General features: G+C 71.4%; 19 protein-coding genes. 9 read left to right on the top strand and 10 right to left on the bottom strand.

Annotated features, from left to right (window positions below; genetic code table 11):
- Window positions 1-72 precede the first annotated feature (72 nt).
- The 5 genes from GA0070624_RS08985 (at window position 73) to GA0070624_RS08965 (ending at window position 5463) form a co-directional block, all read left to right on the top strand.
- Window positions 73-1509, top strand: coding sequence for a gamma-aminobutyraldehyde dehydrogenase (locus GA0070624_RS08985; protein WP_091338868.1), 1437 nt, complete (start codon window positions 73-75; stop codon window positions 1507-1509).
- Window positions 1510-1573: 64 nt separating this feature from the next.
- The gene (gabT, locus tag GA0070624_RS08980; protein ID WP_091338865.1) at window positions 1574-2845 is read left to right on the top strand and encodes a 4-aminobutyrate--2-oxoglutarate transaminase; all 1272 of its coding nucleotides are present in this window, start codon (window positions 1574-1576) and stop codon (window positions 2843-2845) included.
- A 313-nt stretch (window positions 2846-3158) separates the two neighbouring features.
- Window positions 3159-3575 (top strand): GntR family transcriptional regulator, encoded by a 417-nt coding sequence (locus GA0070624_RS08975; RefSeq protein WP_091338862.1) that lies wholly within the window; start codon window positions 3159-3161, stop codon window positions 3573-3575.
- A gap of 11 nt (window positions 3576-3586) precedes the next feature.
- Window positions 3587-4477 carry an ABC transporter ATP-binding protein gene (locus tag GA0070624_RS08970; RefSeq protein WP_091338859.1) on the top strand — a complete coding sequence of 297 codons (891 nt, stop codon included), beginning with the start codon at window positions 3587-3589 and terminating at the stop codon, window positions 4475-4477.
- Window positions 4474-5463, top strand: coding sequence for a transporter (locus GA0070624_RS08965; protein WP_091348427.1), 990 nt, complete (start codon window positions 4474-4476; stop codon window positions 5461-5463). Before GA0070624_RS08970 ends, GA0070624_RS08965 begins: the two co-directional genes overlap by 4 nt.
- 189 nt (window positions 5464-5652) lie before the next feature.
- Here GA0070624_RS08965 and GA0070624_RS35620 read toward each other — a convergent pair whose 3' ends face one another.
- From GA0070624_RS35620 to GA0070624_RS08915, 10 genes are all read right to left on the bottom strand, one after another.
- Window positions 5653-6447 carry an RlpA-like double-psi beta-barrel domain-containing protein gene (locus GA0070624_RS35620; RefSeq protein ID WP_091338856.1) on the bottom strand — a complete coding sequence of 265 codons (795 nt, stop codon included), beginning with the start codon at window positions 6445-6447 and terminating at the stop codon, window positions 5653-5655.
- 168 nt (window positions 6448-6615) lie between these two features.
- Window positions 6616-7491, bottom strand: coding sequence for an SCO6745 family protein (locus GA0070624_RS08955; RefSeq protein ID WP_245718711.1), 876 nt, complete (start codon window positions 7489-7491; stop codon window positions 6616-6618).
- A 162-nt stretch (window positions 7492-7653) separates the two neighbouring features.
- Window positions 7654-8136: a DUF559 domain-containing protein gene (locus GA0070624_RS35615; protein WP_245718710.1), complete on the bottom strand. Its 483-nt coding sequence runs from the start codon at window positions 8134-8136 to the stop codon at window positions 7654-7656.
- Window positions 8137-8723: 587 nt separating this feature from the next.
- Window positions 8724-9740, bottom strand: coding sequence for an agmatinase (gene speB, locus GA0070624_RS08945; RefSeq protein ID WP_091338851.1), 1017 nt, complete (start codon window positions 9738-9740; stop codon window positions 8724-8726).
- Window positions 9737-10939: a saccharopine dehydrogenase family protein gene (locus GA0070624_RS08940; RefSeq protein WP_091338848.1), complete on the bottom strand. Its 1203-nt coding sequence runs from the start codon at window positions 10937-10939 to the stop codon at window positions 9737-9739. The genes speB and GA0070624_RS08940 overlap by 4 nt, the downstream gene beginning before the upstream one ends.
- On the bottom strand, window positions 10939-12360 hold the full coding sequence (locus tag GA0070624_RS08935) for an NAD(P)/FAD-dependent oxidoreductase (RefSeq protein WP_091338847.1): 1422 nt from the start codon (window positions 12358-12360) through the stop codon (window positions 10939-10941). The genes GA0070624_RS08940 and GA0070624_RS08935 overlap by 1 nt, the downstream gene beginning before the upstream one ends.
- Entirely contained in the window at window positions 12357-13157 is an 801-nt protein-coding gene (locus tag GA0070624_RS08930) for an ABC transporter permease (protein WP_091338844.1), read from the bottom strand. The genes GA0070624_RS08935 and GA0070624_RS08930 overlap by 4 nt, the downstream gene beginning before the upstream one ends.
- A 58-nt stretch (window positions 13158-13215) precedes the next feature.
- Window positions 13216-14127 (bottom strand): ABC transporter permease, encoded by a 912-nt coding sequence (locus tag GA0070624_RS08925; protein WP_091338841.1) that lies wholly within the window; start codon window positions 14125-14127, stop codon window positions 13216-13218.
- Window positions 14124-15278, bottom strand: coding sequence for an ABC transporter ATP-binding protein (locus tag GA0070624_RS08920; protein ID WP_091338840.1), 1155 nt, complete (start codon window positions 15276-15278; stop codon window positions 14124-14126). Before GA0070624_RS08920 ends, GA0070624_RS08925 begins: the two co-directional genes overlap by 4 nt.
- Window positions 15279-15283: 5 nt before the next feature.
- Window positions 15284-16468: an ABC transporter substrate-binding protein gene (locus GA0070624_RS08915; protein ID WP_091338837.1), complete on the bottom strand. Its 1185-nt coding sequence runs from the start codon at window positions 16466-16468 to the stop codon at window positions 15284-15286.
- 209 nt (window positions 16469-16677) lie between these two features.
- Here GA0070624_RS08915 and GA0070624_RS08910 point away from each other — a divergent pair, with 209 nt between their 5' ends.
- The 4 genes from GA0070624_RS08910 to GA0070624_RS08895 all read left to right on the top strand — a co-directional run bounded on the left by GA0070624_RS08910 (window position 16678) and on the right by GA0070624_RS08895 (window position 20861).
- A complete protein-coding gene (locus tag GA0070624_RS08910) occupies window positions 16678-17190 on the top strand; it encodes an Lrp/AsnC family transcriptional regulator (RefSeq protein WP_091338835.1) in 513 nt (170 codons plus the stop codon).
- Between the two features lie 148 nt (window positions 17191-17338).
- Window positions 17339-18685, top strand: a complete 1347-nt coding sequence (locus GA0070624_RS08905) for an aspartate aminotransferase family protein (protein WP_091338833.1) — start codon at window positions 17339-17341, stop codon at window positions 18683-18685.
- A complete protein-coding gene (locus GA0070624_RS08900; protein WP_091338829.1) occupies window positions 18670-19485 on the top strand; it encodes a pyridoxamine 5'-phosphate oxidase family protein in 816 nt (271 codons plus the stop codon). The genes GA0070624_RS08905 and GA0070624_RS08900 overlap by 16 nt, the downstream gene beginning before the upstream one ends.
- Window positions 19485-20861 carry an NAD(P)/FAD-dependent oxidoreductase gene (locus GA0070624_RS08895; RefSeq protein ID WP_176731631.1) on the top strand — a complete coding sequence of 459 codons (1377 nt, stop codon included), beginning with the start codon at window positions 19485-19487 and terminating at the stop codon, window positions 20859-20861. The genes GA0070624_RS08900 and GA0070624_RS08895 overlap by 1 nt, the downstream gene beginning before the upstream one ends.
- Window positions 20862-21000 lie beyond the last annotated feature (139 nt).

Below are 21000 nucleotides of genomic sequence, written 5' to 3'. Positions count from 1 at the left end.
GTAGCCAAGATGGCAGTCAGATTGCGATAACCTCCGCTGACCTCACCCCCGGCCATCCCTCGGAGACTTCTGATGAGCGACCAGCAGCAGCTGCGCAACTTCGTCAACGGCGAGTACGTCGACCCGGTGGACGGCGGCTACGCCGACCTGATCGACCCGTGTACCGGCGCGGTCTTCGCCCAGGCACCGGTCTCCGGCGCGGCGGACGTGGACGCGGCGATGAAGGCCGCCGCCAGCGCCTTCGAGACCTGGCGGGACACCACCCCCGCCGAACGGCAGAAGGCCCTGCTCAAGCTGGCCGACGCGGTCGAGGCCCGGGCCGCCGAGCTGGTCGACGCCGAGGTACGCAACACCGGCAAGCCCCGCCAGCTCACCGCCGACGAGGAGCTGCCGCCGGCCGTCGACCAGTTCCGCTTCTTCGCCGGCGCCGCCCGCCTCCTCGAGGGCCGCTCGGCCGGCGAGTACATGGCCGGCCACACCTCGTACGTGCGGCGGGAGCCGATCGGCGTCTGCGCCCAGGTGACGCCCTGGAACTACCCGCTGATGATGGCGGTCTGGAAGATCGCCCCGGCCCTGGCCGCCGGCAACACCGTGGTGCTCAAGCCCTCCGACACCACCCCGGTGTCGACGCTGCTGCTGGCCGAGATCGCCTCCGAATTCTTCCCGCCGGGCGTGTTCAACGTGGTCTGCGGCAACCGGGACACCGGTCGCGCCCTCGTCTCCCACCCGACCCCGCAGCTGGTGTCGATCACGGGCTCGACCCGCGCGGGCATGGAGGTCGCCGCGGCCGCCGCGCCGGACCTCAAGCGGACCCACCTGGAGCTGGGCGGCAAGGCCCCGGTGGTGCTCTTCGACGACGCGGACATCGCCGCGGCGGCCGAGGCGATCGCGATCGGCGGCTACTTCAACGCCGGCCAGGACTGCACCGCCGCCACCCGCGTGCTCGCCGGCCCCGGCATCTACGACGACTTCGTGGCCGCCCTCGCCGACCAGGCCCGCAACACCAAGACCGGCGCGCCGGACGACGAGGACGTGCTCTACGGCCCGCTGAACAACGCCAACCAGCTCGCCCGGGTGCGCGGCTTCCTGGACCGCCTGCCGGACCACGCGAAGGTCGAGACCGGCGGCTCGCAGGTCGGCGAGCGCGGCTACTTCTACTCCCCGACGGTGGTCTCCGGCGTGCAGCAGGCCGACGAGATCATCCAGGACGAGGTGTTCGGGCCGGTCATCACCGTGCAGCGCTTCTCGGACGAGGACGAGGCGGTGCGCTGGGCCAACGGCGTCGAGTACGGCCTGTCGGCCTCGGTCTGGACCAAGGACCACGGCCTGGCGATGCGCATGACCCGCCGGCTCGACTTCGGCTGCGTCTGGGTGAACACCCACATCCCGTTCATCTCGGAGATGCCGCACGGCGGCTTCAAGCACTCCGGGCACGGCAAGGACCTCTCGGTCTACAGCCTGGAGGACTACACCCGGATCAAGCACGTCATGCACAACATCGAGGCCTAGTGAAGCGCGAGGAGTGAGCCGGGTTTGCGAGCCCCGCAGTCGCGAACGAAAGAAGGCACAGTTCATGGCATCGTCTGAGGAACTGCACAAGCGGCGCGGGGCGGCGGTCGCCCGGGGCGTCGGCAGTGTCATCCCGTCCTACGTGGATCGGGCCGGCGGCGGCACCATCACCGACGTCGACGGCCGGGAGTGGATCGACTTCGCCGCCGGCATCGCGGTGACCAACGTCGGCAACTCCGCCCCGCGGGTCGTCGAGGCGGTGAAGGCGCAGGTCGAGCGCTTCACCCACACCTGCTTCATGGTCGCCCCCTACGAGTCGTACGTGGCGGTCTGCGAGCAGCTCAACGCGCTGACCCCGGGGAACTTCGAGAAGCGCTCGGCGCTGTTCAACTCCGGCGCCGAGGCGGTGGAGAACGCCGTGAAGATCGCCCGGCACGCCACCGGGCGGCCGGCGGTGGTGGTCTTCGACCACGCGTACCACGGTCGGACCAACCTGACCATGGCGTTGACGGCGAAGAACATGCCGTACAAGCACCGGTTCGGACCGTTCGCCGGGGAGATCTACCGGGTGCCGATGTCGTACCCGCTGCGCGACGGCGGCCTGTCCGGCGCGGACGCCGCCGCGCGGGCCATCGAGATGGTGGAGAAGCAGGTCGGCGCGGAGAACGTCGCCGCGCTGCTGATCGAGCCGATCCAGGGCGAGGGCGGCTTCGTCGTACCCGCAGAAGGGTTCCTGCCGGCGCTGCGCACGTGGGCGACGGCGGCCGGGGTGGTCTTCATCGCCGACGAGATCCAGACCGGGTTCTGCCGGACCGGCGACTGGTTCGCCTGCCAGCACGAGGGCGTCGAGCCCGACCTGATCACCCTGGCCAAGGGCATCGCCGGTGGCCTGCCCCTCGCGGCGGTGACCGGGCGGGCGGACCTGATGGACGCGGTGCACGTCGGCGGCCTCGGCGGCACCTACGGCGGCAACCCGATCGCCTGCGCCGCCGCGCTGGCCGCCATCGAGACCATGCACGAGCTGGACCTGGCCGCCGCGGCCCGGCGGATCGAGTCGGTGATGGGCGCCCGGCTGCGTGCCATCGCCGAGCGCGACCCGCGCGTCGCCGAGGTACGCGGCCGCGGTGCGATGCTCGCCGTGGAGCTGGTGCAGCCCGGCACCCTCATCCCCGACCCGGCCGCCACCGCGGCGGTCTCGGCGGCCTGCCACGCCGCCGGCCTGCTCACCCTCACCTGCGGCACGTACGGCAACGTGCTGCGCTTCCTGCCCCCGCTGGTCATCTCCGACGACGACCTGGCCCGCGGACTGGACATCCTGGACGCCGCTTTCGGCTGAGTCGAGCGGACCGACGGGCGTCGCGCCGGCACCGCGCGGCGCCCGTCGCCGTTCCACCCTCGTGCGACCCGCCTGGGGAATCCGGCCGGTGGAACGCCATGGGTGTCTCCCGTCCTCCGTGACACCCATCGCGTGCCACTCACCGCCGTCGCCGGGGGCGGATCGCCGCCCACAGCGCCGCGACCAGCACCGCCGGCTCCACGTTCGACCGTATGCCCTTCCCTGACACGCCAGGTCGTTGACAGAACGGCTCCGCCCCGCCATGCTGCCCCATAGTCTTACTGTCGTAGGACAATAGAGGGGTTGGTCCTGGGTGATCGAGTTCGTGCTGGACGGCCGGTCCAAGGTGAACACCTACGTGCAGCTGATCCAGCAGGTGAAGCAGGCCCTGCGGGTGGGGCTGCTGGCGCCCGGCGACCAGCTGCCCAAGGTCCGCGACGTCGCGCAGTCGCTGGCCATCAACCCCAACACGGTGCTGAAGGCGTACCGCGAGCTGGAGATCGAGGGTCTGGTGGAGGGGCGCCCCGGGGTGGGCACCTTCGTCCGCCGCACCCTCGCCGGTTCGTCCCTGGCCGATCAGGCCGAGCTGCGCGAGGAGCTGGTGGCCTGGCTGCACCGCGCCCGGGCCGCCGGTCTCACCCCCGAAGACGTCACCGCCCTGGTCGAGACCACCATGCGGGCCGCGCCGGCCGCCGAGACGCCGCGCGCCGAGCCCGCCTCAGCAGGATGAGAGGACACCCGATGGAGATCGCGTTGGAGGCCGAGCAGCTCGGCAAGCGGTACGGGAGAACCTGGGCGCTGCGGGACTGCTCGCTGCGCCTGCCCGCCGGGCGGATCGCCGCCCTCGTCGGCCCCAACGGCGCCGGCAAGAGCACGCTCCTGCATCTCGCCGTCGGCCTGCTCCGGCCGGACGCCGGCGCGGTGCGCGTCTTCGGCCAGTCGCCGTACGACAATCCGGCGGTCCTGCCGGAGATCGGATTCGTCGCTCAGGACACCCCGCTCTACCGCGACTTCACCGCCGCCGAACTGGTCCACCTCTGCGGCCGGATGAACAAGCGCTGGGACGCCGCGCTGGCCCGCAACCGGCTCGCCCAGCTCGGCATCCCACCGAACCTGCCGGTCGGCAAGCTCTCCGGCGGCCAACGCGCCCAGGTCGCGCTGGCGCTCGCGCTGGCGAAACGGCCCCGGCTGCTGCTGCTCGACGAACCGGTCGCCAGCCTGGATCCGCTGGCCCGTCGGGAGTTCCTGCAGTCGCTGATGGGCAGCGTCGCCGATTCCGAGACGACGGTGCTGCTCTCCTCGCACCTGCTGGCCGACCTGGAACGGGTCTGCGACTACCTGATGGTGCTGCACGCCGCTCGGGTGCAGCTCGTCGGCGCGGTCGACGACCTCGTGGCCGGGCACCGGCAACTCGTGGGCCCCCGCAACGGCGGCCGTTCGCCCAGCGGAGTCGAGGCCGTGGTCCGGGAAAGCCACACCGACCGTCAGTCGACGCTGCTGGTCCGTACGGGCGGCGCGATCGACGATCCCTCCTGGTCCGTCCGCGAGGTCGGCCTGGAGGACATCATCCTGGCCTACCTGGCCGACGGCGACACGACGTCGCGTCACACCGAGTGGGGGGTGCCCGCGTGATCTGGCTGGCCTGGCGGCAGCACCGCAAGCAGCTTCTGTTCACCCTCATCGGGTTCGCGGCCCTGGCCGCCCTGATGATCCCGATCGGCCTGTCGATGCGGCACACCTTCACCGAGCTCGGGCTGCCGGACTGCGTCCGCCAACTGGCCGCCACGGACGTGACCCCGGCGACCGTTGACGGCTGCGAGGCAGGCTTCCGCCGATTCACCAACCGGTACGGCAGCCTGAACCTCGTCGCCGTCCTGCTGCTCGTCCTGCCGATGCTCGTCGGCCTGTTCTGGGGTGCCCCGCTGGTCGCCCGGGAGGTGGAGCACGGCACGCACCGGTTCGCCTGGACCCAGAGCGTCGGCCGGACGCACTGGGCCGTGGTGAAGCTCGGGCTGGTCGTCGCGGTCACCGTGACCGCAGCGGTCTGCTACGGGCTGGGCATGTCGTGGTGGGTCAGCCCGCTGACCCACGCCGCACGCGAGGGCCGGCTCGGCTTCATCGTCTTCGACCTGCAGGGCGTCGCCCCGATCGGCTACACCCTCTTCGCCGTGGCGCTCGGCATCTTCGCCGGCACGCTCTGGCGCCGGATGTTGCCCGCCATGACCGTCACCCTGGTCGGGCTCATCGGCGTACGCGCGGCGGTGGCGATCCTGGCCAGGCCGCACTACCAGCCCGCCCGTACGCTCACCTTCCCCATCGAGGGGACCGAGCTGCTGAGGGAGAGCCGGGGCGACTGGATCCTCGCCAGCGGGGTCCGCGCCGCCGACGGGAAGATGGTGGCGGCCGACACCCAGATCATGTGTCCGCCGGGTGCTCAGGGGCCGGGCGGCGGTGCCTGCGGCGCGGAGCTGGGTGTCGGACCGGGCGCCTACAACTGGCAGCTCTACCAGCCGGCGGATCGGTTCTGGCTGTTCCAGGGCATCGAGACCGGCATCTTCGTCGCCCTGGCCGCGCTCCTGCTCTACCTCGCCTTCCGCCGCATCCGCCGCATCGCCTGACCCCGCCGCCTGGGCGGGTCCGCGCCCCCGACGCTCCGACCGCGAGGCCGCGTCGCCGCGACCGGCGCGCCTCGGTGGAACAACATGGGTGCCACAGCGCCAGGAGACACATGGTGTTCCACCCAATGCCCCGCGCCGCCGGATGGCGGGCGGGTGTGGCGCACGGCGCGACACCCGCCCGCCTCCGGCTCAGCGGAGCAGCTCCACCACGTTGCGGCGGATCAGGTTCTTGCCCGGCTCGCGGACGAGGTCCATCGCCGTGGCGTTGAGCAGCACACAACTGCCCGAGGGGCCGGTCACCGTCACCGTCACGGCCTTGCCGTTGTCCAGGTTGGTCACCCGCAGCCGGGTCCCCACCGGAAACCGGTCGCTGGTCGCGGCCGGCGCCCCACCCTCGCCCGAGAACGTGATTGCCCCGGCACACACGCTGCGCCCGGCCGCCCCGCCCGCCTGCCCGCCGCCCTGGGCGCCGCCCGACTGCCCACCGCCCTGGGCGCCGCCGGCCTGGGCGCCGCCGGCCTGGGCGCCGCCGGCCTGGGCGCCGCCCGGCTGCTGCGCGTTGCCCGGCCGGGCCTGCCCGCCGGCCTGCGCTCCGCCGCCCGGCCGGGCCGCTCCACCGGGCTGCGCCGCGCCGCCGTCCAAACGTTCCACCAGGTTGCGCCGGATCACGTTCTTCCCCGACTCCCTGACCAACTCCATTGCGGCCACGTTGAGCAGCACGCAACTGCCCGACGGACCGGTCACCGTGACGGTCGCCGCCTTCCCGTTGTCCAGGTTGGTCACCCGCAGCCGGGTCCCCACCGGGAACCGGTCGCTCGTCGCCGCGGGCGCCCCGCCCTCCGCCGAGAACGTGACGGACCCCTGGCAGGCGCTCGGCCGGGTGGGTGTGGTGTCGGCGAAGCCGAACCCGGTCCCGACCGCCACCACCGCCGAGGCGACCACCGCCACCCCCGCCGCCAGCACGTGCTTCCGCTGTACCTTCACTGCGCCTCCAGTCGTCCGACGATCTCGGTCCGACGTCTGGTACGGACCGGGAGCACCGTCCGTTCAGTGGCACATCCCACGGTAGGCAGCCAGGCACGCTCCGGCGCCACCGCTCCCACCACCCTGGATCGCCAGGTCACGCTGACCGACGATCCAGCCCGGTCACCGCTACCGGCGGATGCCCAGGGTGCTCTGCGTGGGCAGCATTCCGGAGGCGACCACCGCCCGGGTGACCGGCGCGACCAGCTGGGCCAGCCGACCGGCCGCCGGGCCGAGCGCCCGCCACGGTGCCGCGGCGAGTTCGTCCGTACGCCGCTCCACCTCGTCGCGCAGCCGGTGACCCTCGGGGGTCGCCACGCCGGCGGCGTCGACCAGGCCACGGGTGGCGAGCCGATCACGCGCGGCGGCCCACTCCTCCTCGGTCCAGCGGCGGCTGGCGAAGACCTCGACCGGCGCGGCCCCGACGGCGGCGAAGGAGACCAGCGCCTCGGTCGGGTCGAGCCCGGCGGTCAGCAGGGCGGCCACGTGCCCGTCGCCGCGGTGCTCGCGCAGCACGGTGGCGGCCTGCCAGAGCACCAGGTGCGGCGCGTCCGGCCAGGGCAGGTCGGCGTTGGCGGCGGCCAGCGGACGCCCGGCGACGTCGGCGGCCTCGGCGGCCCGGCGGGCCAGCGCGGCGGCCTCGGCCAGCTCCGGCGAATGGACCCGGTCACCTAGCAGGGCGCGCAGCGCGCGGTCCACCCCGGAGAGTCGCGCGTCGAGGACCTTGGCGGGATCGGCGGTCGACCAGATCGCCGGCACGTACTCGGCGACCATTCGGGGGCTGAAGCTGTAGTAGGTGGCCGTGACCAGCTGCGGCCCGGCCGGGCCGAGCGGGGCGGACCGCCAAGCGAAGTAGCTCGGCCACCGCTCGTCGGTCGGCAGGCCCAGCGCGGCCGCCTCCTCGGTCAGCTCCGGCGCGTAGTAGAGCAGCGCGTGCACCGGCTCGATGAGCTGCCACATCTGCCGGACCATCTTCGGTTCCATCTCGACCTCCCCGAGCCTCATCTTGTCATCGTCAAGTTAGCGGAGCGGCCGCAAACTTGTCAATGCCTAGATCGGCGCGCCTCACCCCCGTCCGCGATCTTGCAGTTTGGGTTGCCCTTTTGCGTTGTACTTCCTTTATGTGGCCGCCAAAACTGCAAGATCGCGGGGCACTGGTGGATGAGGTCAGGGAGTTAGGGCGGCGCGGATGGTGGCGACTACGTGGCTGGGGCGGCGGTAGAGGTCGCGGTCGGTGAAGTAGCGCATCGTCCAGCCCTGGGCGTCGAGCCAGTTGGCCCGGTCCCGATCGTGCCGTAGGCGATCCCGGTCGAGGTGGGAGACGCCGTCGTACTCGATGCCGATTCTTTTGGCCCGATAGCCCAGGTCAAGCCGGTACCGGCCGACTCCCTCTGAGTCGTACACCCAGATCTGAGGCTCGGGAGCAGGTAGCCCACCATCGAGGAGCACCAACCGCAGCTGGCTCTCCTGCCGGCACTCAGCCCTGCCATCGGCGAGCCGGACGAGTTCCCTGGCCTGGCGGACGCCCTTGAGCCCACCATGTCGGCACACCTCGGCCTGCAGGTCGTCCGGATGTGCCAGCCCCGCCCGCAACACCGCGTCGAGCAGTGGCAGGGCATCCGGTCGCCGGACCGCTCGCGCCAAGTCCACTGCGCACCGGGCCGGCGGGACGCAAGGCACTCCCCGCAGCATCACGGGCGCCGTCACCGGCAGAACACCGTGATGGACCACGAGTCCTGGCAACCGAGGGCGCGCGATGTTCGGAGGCAGATGAACGTGAACCCACCCGTCGCCCGGGAGCGGGATCCCGTAGCGCCGCAGGGCGGACCCGCCCGTCAGCAGTGCCTCAGGAGGAAGGCAGAGAAACAACGCGCGCAGGCAGTCCTCGTCATCAGGCACAGCTGCGGCGTAGATGCCGCGTCGGACGCGTACCAGGTCGCCGCCAGCCGCTCGCGTCCGTACCGCCTGCCGACTCGATCCGCTGATCAGATCGGCACCGCGCCAAAGCTCCTGCCCCATGCCGGCACGGTGCCCTGCCGCACCACCAATCCAGAGCGCCCCCCAACCGCCCTGTGCACAACACACCCTCCTGTGGAAACCCCCCACCCAGCCCCGTGATCTGCTAGCGCCAACCACCCGACGCACCCGCGATCTTGCAGATCTGGTTAGCCATTTATCCCTTTTGGCCGCAAAAATTCCCACCACAACTGCAAGATCGCGGGGGAAAGGGGGCGCGGTTAGCGGGCGTCGAGGAGGGGTTGGTGGGGGTTCCAAGGGGGGTTGCCGGGGGTGGCGTCGTGGCGGCGGCGGGCTATGGCGGAGAGGGCCTCCAGGACCACGCGGTTGCCCAGGTACGCGGTGATGTCGGCGTGGTCGTAGGGCGGGGCGACCTCGACCACGTCCACTCCGACCACCGGGAGTTCGTAGCAGACCCGGCGGACGGCGTCGAGGAGCTGGCGCGAGGTGAGGCCGCCGGGCTCGGGGGTGCCGGTGCCGGGGGCCATGCCGGGGTCGACGACGTCCACGTCGACGGAGAGGAAGACCCCCTCGCACTCGTCGGTGGCGATCTCGAAGGCCTCGGTCAGACACTCGTCCAGGCCACGCGAAACCAGCTCGGTCATCTCGTACGACCGCATCCGCTGTTGAGCCATCCAGGTCAGGGTTTCCGGGCCGGGCCAGTACCCGCGCAGGCCGATCTGGAGGAAGCGGTCGCCGCGTACCGCGCCGGACTCGATCAGCCGGCGCATCGGCTGGCCGTGCCCGTGCAGCGAGCCGAACTCGATGTCCCCGGTGTCCGCGTGCGCGTCGAAGTGCACCAGCGACACCCGGCCGAGCCCGTGCTGGCGGGCCACCCCGGTGGCGTCGGGCAGGGCGATGGAGTGGTCGCCGCCGAGCACGATCGGGATCGCCCCGGCGCGCGCCACCGCGAAGACGGCCGATTCCAGGGACGACAGGGACCGCTCGATGTCGCCCGAGAACATCTCCACGTCACCCGCGTCATAGACGCGCAGGTCCTGCAGGCCGTCGACGCGCAGGGCGAGGGACGGGCGGGAACCGTCGTGCGGCAGGTAGCAGGCCTGCCGGATGGCCGACGGGCCGAAGCGGGTGCCCGGCCGGTGCGAGGTGCCGCCGTCGAACGGCGCGCCGACGATGACGATATCGGCGTCCACGTAGGTGGAGGGCTCCTCCAGCGTGCACCGCGGAACCCCGAGGAACGTGATGTCCGGGCCGAACATCGGGCCGTAGCGGTTCACCGCTCCTCCATCCCCCACGGCGAGCCGTAGCTGGTCAGCAGGTCGAGGAAGGGCTTCGGGGGCAGCGCCTCGGGACCGAGGACGCCCGCGCCGGACCAGGCGCCGGTGGCGAGCAACTCGAGGGCGACGACCGGGTTGATCGCGGTCTGCCACACCACCGCCTGGTGGCCGTACTCCTTCATGGACCACTCGTTGTCGACCACGTGGTACAGGTAGACCTTCCGTGGCCGGCCGTCGACCCCGGTGCCGGTCACGAACGTGCCGGCGCAGGTCTTGCCGCGCATCCTGTCCCCCAGCGTCGCCGGGTCGGGCAGGCAGGCGGCGACCACGTCGCGCGGGGAGACCTCAACGCCCCGGACGCTCACCGGCGTCGTCGAGTCCAGGCCGAGCTTGTGCAGGGTCTTGAGCACCTCGATGAACTCGTCGCCGAGGCCGTACTTGAAAGTGACCCGCCCGGCCCGCACCCAGCGCGGGATCAGCAGCACCTCCTCGTGCTCCACGTTGACGCACTCGACCGGGCCGATCCCCTCCGGGAAGTGGAAGACCTCCGGCTCGGAGAAGGGCGCGGTGGTGTACCACCCGCGGTCCGACTCCCAGATCACCGGCGGGTTCAGGCACTCCTCGATGGTGGTCCAGATGGAGAACGACGGCGCGAAGTCGTAGCCGTCGACGGTCAGGTTGGCGCCGTCGCGTACCCCGATCTCGTCGATCTCGGCGAACAGTTCGTCCGCGGCGTAGCGGGCGAAGACGTCCGACAGGCCCGGCTCGATGCCGATGCCGCAGAGCGCCAGCCGCCCGGCCTCGCTCCACCGCTCATCAGCAGCGAACTGGTCGTCGCCGAGCTTCACCCCCGTCTCCTCGTACGGCCGCGACGGGTGCGGGTGGGAAAGGGACATCGCCATGTCGAGGTAGTCCGCCCCGGCGGCGAACGCACCGTCGAAGATCGGCATGACGAAGCGCGGGTCGACCGCGTTCAGCACGTGGGTGATCCGGTGCTCCCGGCAGAGCGCGGCGACCGCGTCGGCCGAGGAGGCGTCGACGTGGGCGGCGACGAAGCGGGAGTCATGCTCGGCGATCGCCCGCGACGCGCGGCCGAGGTCGTAGTCGGCGACCACCATGGTCTCGAAGAAGGAGCGGCGGGCGGCGATGGCGACGGCGGCCGAGCCGACACCGCCGGCCCCGACGAGCAGGATGCGCATCAGGAATCAAACCCCAAACCAAAACGATCAAGAGTACGGAGCCAGAGGTTGCGCCGGCCCTCGCGCGCGTCGGCGCGGGCGAGCGACCAACGGGTGAGGTTGATGCCGGCGGCCCGGAACGGTTCCGGCGGGAACGGCAGCGGCTTGCTGCGCACCAGGTCGAGCCGGGTCAGCGGGGTCTCCTCCCCGCCCAGCAGGTCCAGCATCACCCGGGCGCCGAACCGGGTCGCCCCGACGCCGAGCCCGGTGAACCCGGCGGTGTACGCGAGTCGCCCCTCGTACGCCGTGCCGAAGAACGGGCAGAACCGGGTGCAGGTGTCGATGACCCCGGCCCACCGGTGGGTGAAGCGGACATCCGAGAGCTGCGGGAACGTGGTGAAGAAGTACTCGGCGAGCGCGGTGAAGGTGGCCCCCCGCTGTTCCAGTTCCGGTGCCATCCGGTTGCCGTAGTGGTAGACGGCGTCGTACCCGCCGAACAGGATCCGCCCGTCGGCGGTGATCCGGTAGTAGTGGAACTGGTTGCCGGTGTCCGCGAGCCCCTGCCGGTTGCGCCAGCCCACTGCGTCCCGCTGGGACGGCGACAGCGGCTCGGTCATCAGCGCGTAGTCGTAGACCGGGACCAGCCAGGCGCGCAGCCGCCGCAGCAGCGGCGGAAACGCGTTGGTGGCCAGCGCGACCTGCCGGGCACGAACGGAGCCCGGTGCCTCGCCCGGACCGCCGACCGTCAGCGCCCGCAGCGACCCGCCATCCCGGCCCAGGCCGGTGACCCGGGTGTGCTCGTGGATCCGCACGCCGAGCGCCAGGCAGGCCCGCCGCAGCCCCCAGGCCAGCCTCGCCGGGTCGAGCATGGCCACCCGGTCCCGGTCCCACATCCCACCCAGGTACGTCGGCGAGTCCACCTCGGCGCGCACCTCGTCCCGGTCGAGCAGACGGACGTCGTGGCCGTATCGCCGGGCCAGGTCGGCGTCCTCAGCCAACCCGGCGAGCTGGTACGGCTCGACCGCCACCGCCAGCTCACCGCTGCGTTCGAGGTCGCAGTCGATGCCGTACTCGTCGACCGTGGCGGCGATCGCGTCTAGGTTCTCCCGGCCCAACCGTTCCAGCACCTCGATCTCGCCCGGGAAGCGGTCCACGCCGTTGGCCAACCCGTGAGTGAGCGAGGCGGCGCAGAAGCCGCCGTTGCGCCCCGACGCCGCCCAGCCGCAGGTGCCGGCCTCGACCAGGAGCACGTCCCGATCGGGATCCGCCCGCTTGGCGAGCAGGGCGGTCCAGAGCCCGGCGTACCCGCCGCCGACCACCAGCAGGTCGGTGCTGTCGGCACCGGTCAGCGGCGGCAGCGGGTCGGGGCGTTCCGGACGGTCGAGCCAGTACGGCACGGGCGCCGCGTCGGCCAGCGCCCGGCCGGTATGCGGGAGGTTCATGACAGGCGCTTCGCCCGTCGCCCACGCAGCGAGCTGACCCCGACCAGCAGCACCGCGATCACGAACATGGCCGTGCCGATGACGTTCACCTGCGGCGGGATGCCGCGCTGGGCGGCGCCCCAGACGTACATCGGGAAGGTGACGGTGGTACCGGAGTTGAAGTTCGTGATGATGAAGTCGTCGAAGCTGAGCGAGAAGGCGAGCAGCGCGGCGGCGACGATGCCGGGCAGCACGAGCGGCAGGGTGACCCGCCTGAACGTCTGCCACTCGTTGGCGTACAGGTCCATCGCGGCCTCCTCCAGCCGGCTGTCCATGCCGGCCAGCCGCGCCTTGACCGTCACCACCACGAACGACACGCAGAACATCACGTGCGCGATCACGATGGTCCAGAAGCCCAGCGGCACACCGGCGGCGACGAAGAGGGCGAGCAGCGAGGTGCCCATCACCAGTTCGGGGGTGGCCATCGGCAGGAAGATCAGCAGGTTGATCCCGGACCGGCCGGAGAACCGGTGCCGGACCAGCGCGAACGCCATCAGCGTGCCGAGCACGGTGGCGACCACGGTGGCGATGAAGCCGATCTGCACGCTGCGGACCACCGCGTCGCACATGTCCGAGCTGGCGCAGGGGTGCCGCCAGTTGTCCAGGGTGAACTCGTTGAAGTCGTAGGAGAGCCGGCTGGCCGGGCGGTTGAAGGAGAGCCCGGCCACCACCAGGATCGGCAGCGAGAGGTAGCCGAGCACCAGCAGGGCCACGCCCATCACCCAGCGGTCGGCGATCCACCGCGACAGTCGGGTCATCAGAGCCCACCTTCATTCGCGACTGCGGGGCTCCGCTTCGCTGCACTCCTCGCGCTCATCAGAGCACCTCCTCCGTGCCCGCCTTGAGCAGGTAGACGAAGACCACCAGGAGGATCGCCGCCATCAGCAGGAACGACAGGGCCGCGCCCTGCGGGTAGTCCAGCCGGACCAGGAACGCCGAGTCGATGACGTTGCCGATCATGTATTCGTTCGGGGTGCCGAGCAGCTCGGCGTTGATGTAGTCACCGGTCGCCGGGATGAAGAAGAGCAGCGTGCCGGCGATCAGGCCGGGCATCGACAGGGGCAGGGTGACCTTCTGGAACGCGCGCAGCGGGCTGGCGTAGAGGTCGCTCGCCGCCTCCAGCAGCCGGTGGTCCAGCCGCTCGAGGCTCGCGTACAGCGGCAGCACCAGGAACGGCAGGAAGTTGTACGTCAGGCCGAGCACCACCGCCACCGGAGTGGCCAGCAGCCGGCCGTCGGGCCCGAGCAGGTGCACGTCCCGCAGCAGCCCGACCAGCCAGCCGTTGTCCGACAGGATGGTCTTCCAGGCCAGGGTGCGCACCAGGAAGCTGGTGAACATCGGCGCGACCACGCAGACCAGCAGCAGGTTCTTCCACCGGCCGGCCTTCTGCGCGATCGCGTACGCCAGGGGGTAGCCCATCAGCAGGGCCAGCACCAGCGCGATCGCGGAGTAGACGAACGACCGGAGGAAGTGCGGCCAGTACGCCTCCAGCGCCGTGGGATAGTTGTCGATCGCCCAGGTCATCGCGTACCCGGTGGAGAGCGAGCCGCTCGGGTCGTAGAGGCTGGCCGCGGCGAGCTGGAGCAGCGGCACGGCGAAGAAGAGCAGCAGCCAGGCCGCGCCCGGCAGCAGCAGCAGGTACGGCAGCAGCCGATGCCGCCCGCGCCGGGGCGCCGGCGGTGCCGCCGACTGCCCCGATCCGGTCGGTACGTGCGCGAGAGCGGTCATGACGCCACGACCACCGTCGGTTCGTCGAGCAGCGGGGTGGTGCGGTCGTCCTCGCCCGGCTCTCGGCGCAGCAGGAAGGCGTGCCGCGGGTCCCAGTGCGCCACCACCGGAGCGCCCACGGGGAGCTGCCCGCCGAGGCCGCTGTTCGCCGCGAACGCCGACAGCTCGCTGCCCCACGCGGTGCGGACCAGGTACTGGGTGCTCACCCCGACGTAGGAGGCGTCGGACACCACGCCGCCGATGTGCTGGTGCCCGGCCGGCACCTCGCCGGTGCTGGCGACCAGGTGCAGCTTCTCGGGGCGTACCCCGAGGAAGACCGGCCCGCGGCCGACGCGCGCCCGCCTGGTGGGGACCGAGAAGCGGCCGCCGTGCGCGGAGACCAGCACGTCGGAGCCGCTCGTCCCGCCGGCCTCGCCGGCGAGCAGGTTGGACTGCCCGAGGAAGTTCGCCACGAACGCGCTGGCCGGGAACTCGTAGATTTCGGCGGGGGCGCCGAGCTGCTCGATCCGCCCGGCGTTCATCACCGCGACCGTGTCGGCCATGGTCATGGCCTCCTCCTGGTCGTGGGTGACGTGCACGAAGGTGATGCCGACCTCGGTCTGGATCCGCTTCAGCTCGATCTGCATCTGCCGGCGCAGCTTCAGGTCGAGCGCGCCGAGCGGCTCGTCCAGCAGCAGCACCTGCGGGTGGTTGATCAGGGCGCGGGCCAGCGCGACCCGCTGCTGCTGCCCGCCGGAGAGCTGGGCGGGCCGACGCCGGCCGTAGCCTTCGAGCTGCACCAGCGCGAGCATCCGGTCGACCTGGTCGGCGACCTTGCGGATGCCCCGCCGGCGCAGCCCGAAGGCCACGTTCTCGTGGATGTCCAGGTGCGGGAAGAGCGCGTAACTCTGGAACACGGTGTTCACCGGCCGCTTGTACGGCCGCAGCCGGGCGATGTCCCGGTCACCGAGCAGCACCTGCCCACTGGTCGGCTCCTCCAGCCCGGCGATCATCCGCAGGGTTGTGGTCTTGCCGCAGCCGGAGGCGCCGAGCAGGGCGAAGAACGAGCCCTGCGGAATGGTCAGGCTGAGGTCGTCGACCGCGGTGAAGCTCCCGAACCGCTTGGTCAGGTTGGCCAGCCGCAGATCGCCGGCCGGTGCATCGTGTCCCATCGTTCTCACGCCCCGATGACCTGCTGGAACTTGGCCTCGTACTCCTTCTCCTGCTTCTCGTCCAGGGCCATGAAGACCTTGGACTTCGACAGCATGTCCTCGTCCGGGAAGATCAGCGGGTTCTTCGCCAGGTCGGGGTCGATCTTCTCCATCTCGGCCTGGGCGCCCTTGACCGGGCAGATGTAGTTCACGTACGCGGCGAGCTTCGCGGCCACCGCCGGGTCGTAGTAGTAGTTCATCAGCTCTTCGGCGTTCGCCTTGTGGGTGGCCTTGTTCGGCACCAGCATGTTGTCCGACCAGAGCATCACGCCGGACTCCGGCACCACGAACTTGATCTTGTCGTTGTCGAAGCCGAGCTGGATCACATCGCCCGACCAGGCGATGCAGGCGGCGATGTCGCCCTTGTTGAGGTCCTGGGTGTAGTCGTTGCCGGTGAACTTCCGGATCTGTCCGGAGTCGACGGCCCGCTTGAGCTTCGCCAGCGCGTCGTCGAACTGGGCGGTGGTGAAGTTCGAGGGGTCGTGGCCGTTGGACTGCAGCAGCAGGCCCATGGTGTCCCGCATCTCGGACAGCGCGGTCACCTTGCCCTTCAACTCGGACTTGGTGAGCAACTCGTCGATGGTCTTGATCTCCTTGGCCACCTTGCCGTTGTAGGCAATGCCGGACAGGCCGGACTGCCACGGGATGGCCAGCTGCCGGTCCGGGTCGAAGGAGCGGTTGCGCAGCGAGCCGAGCAGGTTGGCATCGACGTTGGGGAGCTTGGCCTTGTCCAGCTTCTGGATCCAGCCGAGCCGGATCATCCGGGCCGCCATCCAGTCGGTGAGGACCATGATGTCCCGCCCGGTGGGCTGGCAGCCGGCGAGCTGGTTCTGCACCTTGCCGAAGAACTCGTTGTTGTCGTTGATGTCCTCGGTGTAGGTGACCTGGATGCCGGTCTTCTTGCCGAAATCGTCGACGGTCGGCCGCTTGGACTCGTCCTTCTCGTCGACGTCGATGTACTGCGGCCAGTTCGAGAAGGCCAGCTTCTTCTCCGTCGCGGAGAGATCGTCGCTCTTACACCCGGCCTCGGTCTGCTGGGCGCCCTTCGTGCCGCAGCCGGCGAGGGTGCCTGCGGTGGCGAGCAGCGCGGCCGAGCCGAGGGTCCCGGTGAGCAGACCGCGGCGGGTGAGGGACCGGAGGGTACTTCGCATATGACGACTCCTAGGGGGGTCATCGTCGGCGGCGGGACGGGGATGGCGCGCCGACGGGAGGGTCAGTGGCGATGGACGACTGATCCTGACATGGAGTGACCTGCCTTACAAGGGATTCCGTTGCGGGATTAGCCATGGGCCACGAAATACGCCACACTGCGCCGGAACACTACGCTCAGCGGCAAGGAATCGGACATGGGGAGCGGAAGATGAACAACCGGCACGTGGAGAGCGGAAACGGCTCACGTCGCGTCACCGTGCGTGAGGGTGCGAGTCACGCTCTGCTCGACGACGTGGCCAAGCAGATCATCGAGCAGCTCCAGGAGGACGGCCGGCGGCCGTACGCGGCCATCGGCAAGGCCGTCGGTCTCTCCGAGGCGGCGGTACGGCAGCGGGTGCAGCGCCTGCTCGACGCCGGGGTGATGCAGATCGTCGCGGTGACCGATCCGCTCCAGCTCGGGTTCCCCCGGCAGGCCATGATCGGCCTACGCACCGACGGCGACCTGGAGACGGTGGCCGACCGGCTCGCCGAGTTCGAGGAGATCGACTACGTGGTGATCACCGCCGGCTCGTTCGACCTGCTGGCCGAGGTGGTCTGCCGCAACGACGCCCACCTGCTGGAGATCCTGCAGCGGCTGCGCGCCGTCGACGGCGTGCTGGCGACCGAGGCATTCGTCTACCTGAAGCTGCGCAAGCAGACCTACAGCTGGGGCACGGCCTGATACGGATTCCGTTGCATTAACAAACGCTCCGTGCTGATTCCGTCGCCAAAGCCGCCGGAGACTTGCCTTCTTCGCATCCCTTGTGCGATAACCGTTGGCAGAGCGGCCGGTGTCACCCCTGACCGGCCCGAGACCCGATGGGGCTGACATGGCCAACGCCACCGACCACCTCTGGATGCACTTCACCCGGATGGCCAGCTACTCGGCCGGCGAGGTACCGACCATCGTGCGCGGCGAGGGCACGTACGTCTGGGACTCCCAGGGCCGGCGCTACCTGGACGGACTCGCCGGGCTCTTCGTCGTCAACGCCGGCCACGGGCGCACCGAGCTCGCCGAGGCGGCCGCCAAGCAGGCGGGCGAGCTGGCCTACTTCCCGCTCTGGTCGTACGCCCACCCGAAGGCGGTGGATCTGGCCGAGAAGGTCGCCGCGCTCGCCCCCGGCGACCTGAACCGGGTCTTCTTCACCACCGGCGGCTCCGAGGCCGTCGAGGCGGCGTGGAAGCTGGCCCGGGCCTACTTCAAGCGCACCGGCCAGCCCAACAAGTACAAGGTGGTCAGCCGCTACATCGCCTACCACGGCACCTCGATGGGCGCGCTGTCGATCACCGGCCTGCCCGGCATCAAGAGCGACTTCGAGCCGCTGGTGCCCGGCGGCATCAAGGTGCCGAACACCAACTTCTACCGGGCCCCCGAGCACGGCGATGACCCGGAGGCGTTCGGCCGCTGGGCCGCCGAGGAGATCGGCCGCGCGATCGAGCGCGAGGGGCCGGACACCGTCGCCGCCGTCTTCCTCGAGCCGGTGCAGAACTCCGGCGGCTGCTTCCCGCCGCCGCCCGGCTACTTCGAGCGGGTGCGGGAGATCTGCGACGCGTACGACGTGCTGCTCGTCTCCGACGAGGTGATCTGCTCCTGGGGCCGGCTCGGCGAGTACTTCGGCGCCACCCGGTACGGCTACCAGCCGGACATCATCACCACCGCCAAGGGCCTCACCTCCGGGTACGCCCCGCTGGGCGCGATGATCGCCAGTGACCGGCTGATGGAGCCGTTCCTGACCGAGACCGCCATGTTCGCGCACGGGGTGACCTTCGGCGGCCACCCGGTCTCCTGCGCGGTGGCCCTGGCCAACCTGGAGGTCTTCGCCCGGGAGGACCTGGTCGGCCACGTCCGAGCCAACGAGGGCGCCTTCCGGTCCACCCTGGAGAAGCTCAACGACCTGCCGATCGTCGGCGACGTCCGGGGCGACGGCTACTTCTACGGCATCGAGCTGGTCAAGGACAAGGCGACCAAGGCGACCTTCGACGAGGCCGAGTCGGAACGGCTGCTGCGCGGCTTCCTCTCCACCGCGCTCTTCCAGGCCGGGCTCTACTGCCGCGCCGACGACCGGGGCGACCCGGTGGTGCAGCTCGCCCCGCCGCTGATCGCCGAGCAGCAGCAGTTCGACGAGATCGAGCAGATCCTGCGGGCCGTACTGACCGAGGCATGGGCACGTCTCTGACCGGTGGGTCAGGGTCGACGCCCGACGGGGCCGGTCCCCGGGACACCGGGGACCGGCCCATCACGGTCGTCGTACCCGCCACCGGCGACACCGGGGACCGGACCGCGAGCACCGAGGCCATCACGGTCGTCGTACCCGCCACCGGCGACACCGGGGACCGGACCGCGAGCACCGAGGCCATCGGTGGCACGCCGCGCACGCGGATCCGCCGGCTGCCCGACCTGGCCGTGCACAACCGGGCCGCGCTGCACGCCGTCCTCGACGCCGGCCGGGTCGGCCACCTCGCCATCGCCGACGGCCACCAGCCCTTCGCGCTGCCAGTGGCGTACGCCCGCGACGGCGACCGGGTGCTGGTGCACGGCTCCACCGGCAGCCGGCTCTTCCGGCACCTCGTCGCCGGCGCGCCGGCCTGCCTGACCGTGACCCTGCTCGACGGCCTCGTCCTGGCGCGCAGCGCCTTCGCGTCCTCGATGAACTACCGGTGCGCCATGGTGCTCGGCGAGCTGACCCGGCTCGACGGCGAGGACAAGCTGGCCGCCCTGGAACGCCTCTCCGAGCACCTGCTGCCCGGCCGCTGGGCGGTGATCCGGCCGCCGTCGGCCAAGGAGCTGGCCGCCACGCTGGTGCTCGCCCTGCCGCTCGACGAGTGCTCGGTGAAGATCAGCGCCGGGCCGCCCGACGACCCCGAGGACGACCTCGACCGGCCGGTCTGGGCCGGTGTGGTGCCGGTCGTCGAGTCCCTCGGTATCCCGCAGCCCGACCCGCGGCTGCGCGTCGACCTGCCCCCACCGGAGTGGTGATGCGCTACCAGGAGCTGTCGTACTGGCTGTCCAGTCTGGACGAGCCGCTGACTCCGCGTCCGGCGCTGTCCGGCGACGCCGACGCCGACGTGGTGATCGTCGGGGCCGGCTACACCGGGCTGTGGACGGCCTACTACCTCGCGGTGGCCGACCCGACGCTGCGGATCACGGTGCTGGAGAAGGAGATCGCCGGGTACGGCGCCTCCGGGCGCAACGGCGGCTGGTGCTCGGCGCTCTTCCCCACCTCGCTGCCCGCGCTCGCCCGCCGCTACGGCCGGGACCCGGCGCTGGCGATGCAGCGGGCCATGCATGAGACCGTCCGCGAGGTCGGCCGGGTGGTCGCCGCCGAGGGCATCGACTGCGACTGGCAGCGCGGCGGAACGGTGGTGCTGGCCCGCACCGAGGTCCAGCTCGGCCGGGCCCGGGCCGCCGTCGCCGAGGCTCACCACCACGGCCTCGACCCGGCGGACCTGGTGCTGCTCGACGCCGCCGAGGCCGCCGCCCGCTGCTCCGCCGAGGGGGTACGCGGTGGGACGTACACCCCGCACTGCGCCGCCGTGCATCCGGCCCGGCTGGTCCGCGGGCTGGCCCGGGCGGTCGAGCGCCGCGGGGTGACCATCTTCGAACGTACGCCGGTGACGGCGGTCCGGGCCGGGGCGGCGGTGACCCCGGCCGGGGTGGTCCGGGCGCCGGTGGTGGTCCGGGCCACCGAGGGGTTCACGCCCGCCCTGCCCGGGCAGCACCGGACCGTCGCGCCGGTCTACTCGCTGATGGTGGCCACCGAGCCGCTCCCCGAGGAGACCTGGGCCCGGATCGGGTTGGCCGAGCGGGAGACCTTCTCCGACTACCGGCACGTCATCATCTACGGCCAGCGCACCGCCGATGGCCGCCTCGCCTTCGGCGGCCGGGGCGCCCCGTACCACTTCGGCTCCCGCGTCTCCCCCGGGTACGACCGGGAGCCGCGGGTCTTCACGGCGCTGCGCCGGGTGCTCGGCGAACTCTTCCCGGTGCTCGGGCCCGAGGTGCCGGTCAGCCACACCTGGGGCGGACCGCTCGGGGTGGCCCGCGACTGGGCCGCCTCGGTAGGGCTGGACCGGGCATCGGGACTCGCCTGGGCCGGCGGCTACGTCGGCGACGGCGTCGGCACCAGCAACCTCGCCGGCCGTACGCTTGCCGACCTGATCCGGGGCGTGGAGAGCGACCTCACCGCGCTCCCCTGGGTCAACCACCGCTCCCCCAGATGGGAGCCCGAGCCCCTGCGCTGGCTCGCCGTCAACGCTGGCCTCAAGCTCATGTTCTCCGCCGACGAGGCCGAGGCGCGCTCGGGCCGCCCCTCCCGCCGCGCCGCCGCCTTCTCCCGCCTCCTCGGCCACTGATCCCCCGCCTGCCGCCTCCTGCCCCCACAGCCGGTGGCCCCGCCGCCGACGACGCGGTAGCCCGGTTCCGCGGCGTCGGCGTTGATCATGAAGTTGTTGTCATGACACGCCGATCCGGCTGGTCATAACTTCATGATCA

The organism is Micromonospora rhizosphaerae, from assembly GCF_900091465.1.
GTDB classification, from domain to species: Bacteria; Actinomycetota; Actinomycetes; order Mycobacteriales; family Micromonosporaceae; genus Micromonospora; species Micromonospora rhizosphaerae.
This window is presented reverse-complemented; position numbering and strand designations above follow the sequence as displayed.

Coding starts and splice junctions, on each gene's coding strand:
- GA0070624_RS08985 (WP_091338868.1), top strand. CDS start 73: ATGAGCGACCAGCAGCAGCTGCGCAACTTCGTCAACGGCGAGTACGTC.
- gabT (WP_091338865.1), top strand. CDS start 1,574: ATGGCATCGTCTGAGGAACTGCACAAGCGGCGCGGGGCGGCGGTCGCC.
- GA0070624_RS08970 (WP_091338859.1), top strand. CDS start 3,587: ATGGAGATCGCGTTGGAGGCCGAGCAGCTCGGCAAGCGGTACGGGAGA.
- GA0070624_RS08955 (WP_245718711.1), bottom strand. CDS start 7,491: ATGAGGCTCGGGGAGGTCGAGATGGAACCGAAGATGGTCCGGCAGATG.
- GA0070624_RS08940 (WP_091338848.1), bottom strand. CDS start 10,939: ATGCGCATCCTGCTCGTCGGGGCCGGCGGTGTCGGCTCGGCCGCCGTC.
- GA0070624_RS08935 (WP_091338847.1), bottom strand. CDS start 12,360: ATGAACCTCCCGCATACCGGCCGGGCGCTGGCCGACGCGGCGCCCGTG.
- GA0070624_RS08930 (WP_091338844.1), bottom strand. CDS start 13,157: ATGACCCGACTGTCGCGGTGGATCGCCGACCGCTGGGTGATGGGCGTG.
- GA0070624_RS08925 (WP_091338841.1), bottom strand. CDS start 14,127: ATGACCGCTCTCGCGCACGTACCGACCGGATCGGGGCAGTCGGCGGCA.
- GA0070624_RS08920 (WP_091338840.1), bottom strand. CDS start 15,278: ATGGGACACGATGCACCGGCCGGCGATCTGCGGCTGGCCAACCTGACC.
- GA0070624_RS08915 (WP_091338837.1), bottom strand. CDS start 16,468: ATGCGAAGTACCCTCCGGTCCCTCACCCGCCGCGGTCTGCTCACCGGG.
- GA0070624_RS08910 (WP_091338835.1), top strand. CDS start 16,678: ATGAACAACCGGCACGTGGAGAGCGGAAACGGCTCACGTCGCGTCACC.
- GA0070624_RS08905 (WP_091338833.1), top strand. CDS start 17,339: ATGGCCAACGCCACCGACCACCTCTGGATGCACTTCACCCGGATGGCC.
- GA0070624_RS08900 (WP_091338829.1), top strand. CDS start 18,670: ATGGGCACGTCTCTGACCGGTGGGTCAGGGTCGACGCCCGACGGGGCC.
- GA0070624_RS08895 (WP_176731631.1), top strand. CDS start 19,485: ATGCGCTACCAGGAGCTGTCGTACTGGCTGTCCAGTCTGGACGAGCCG.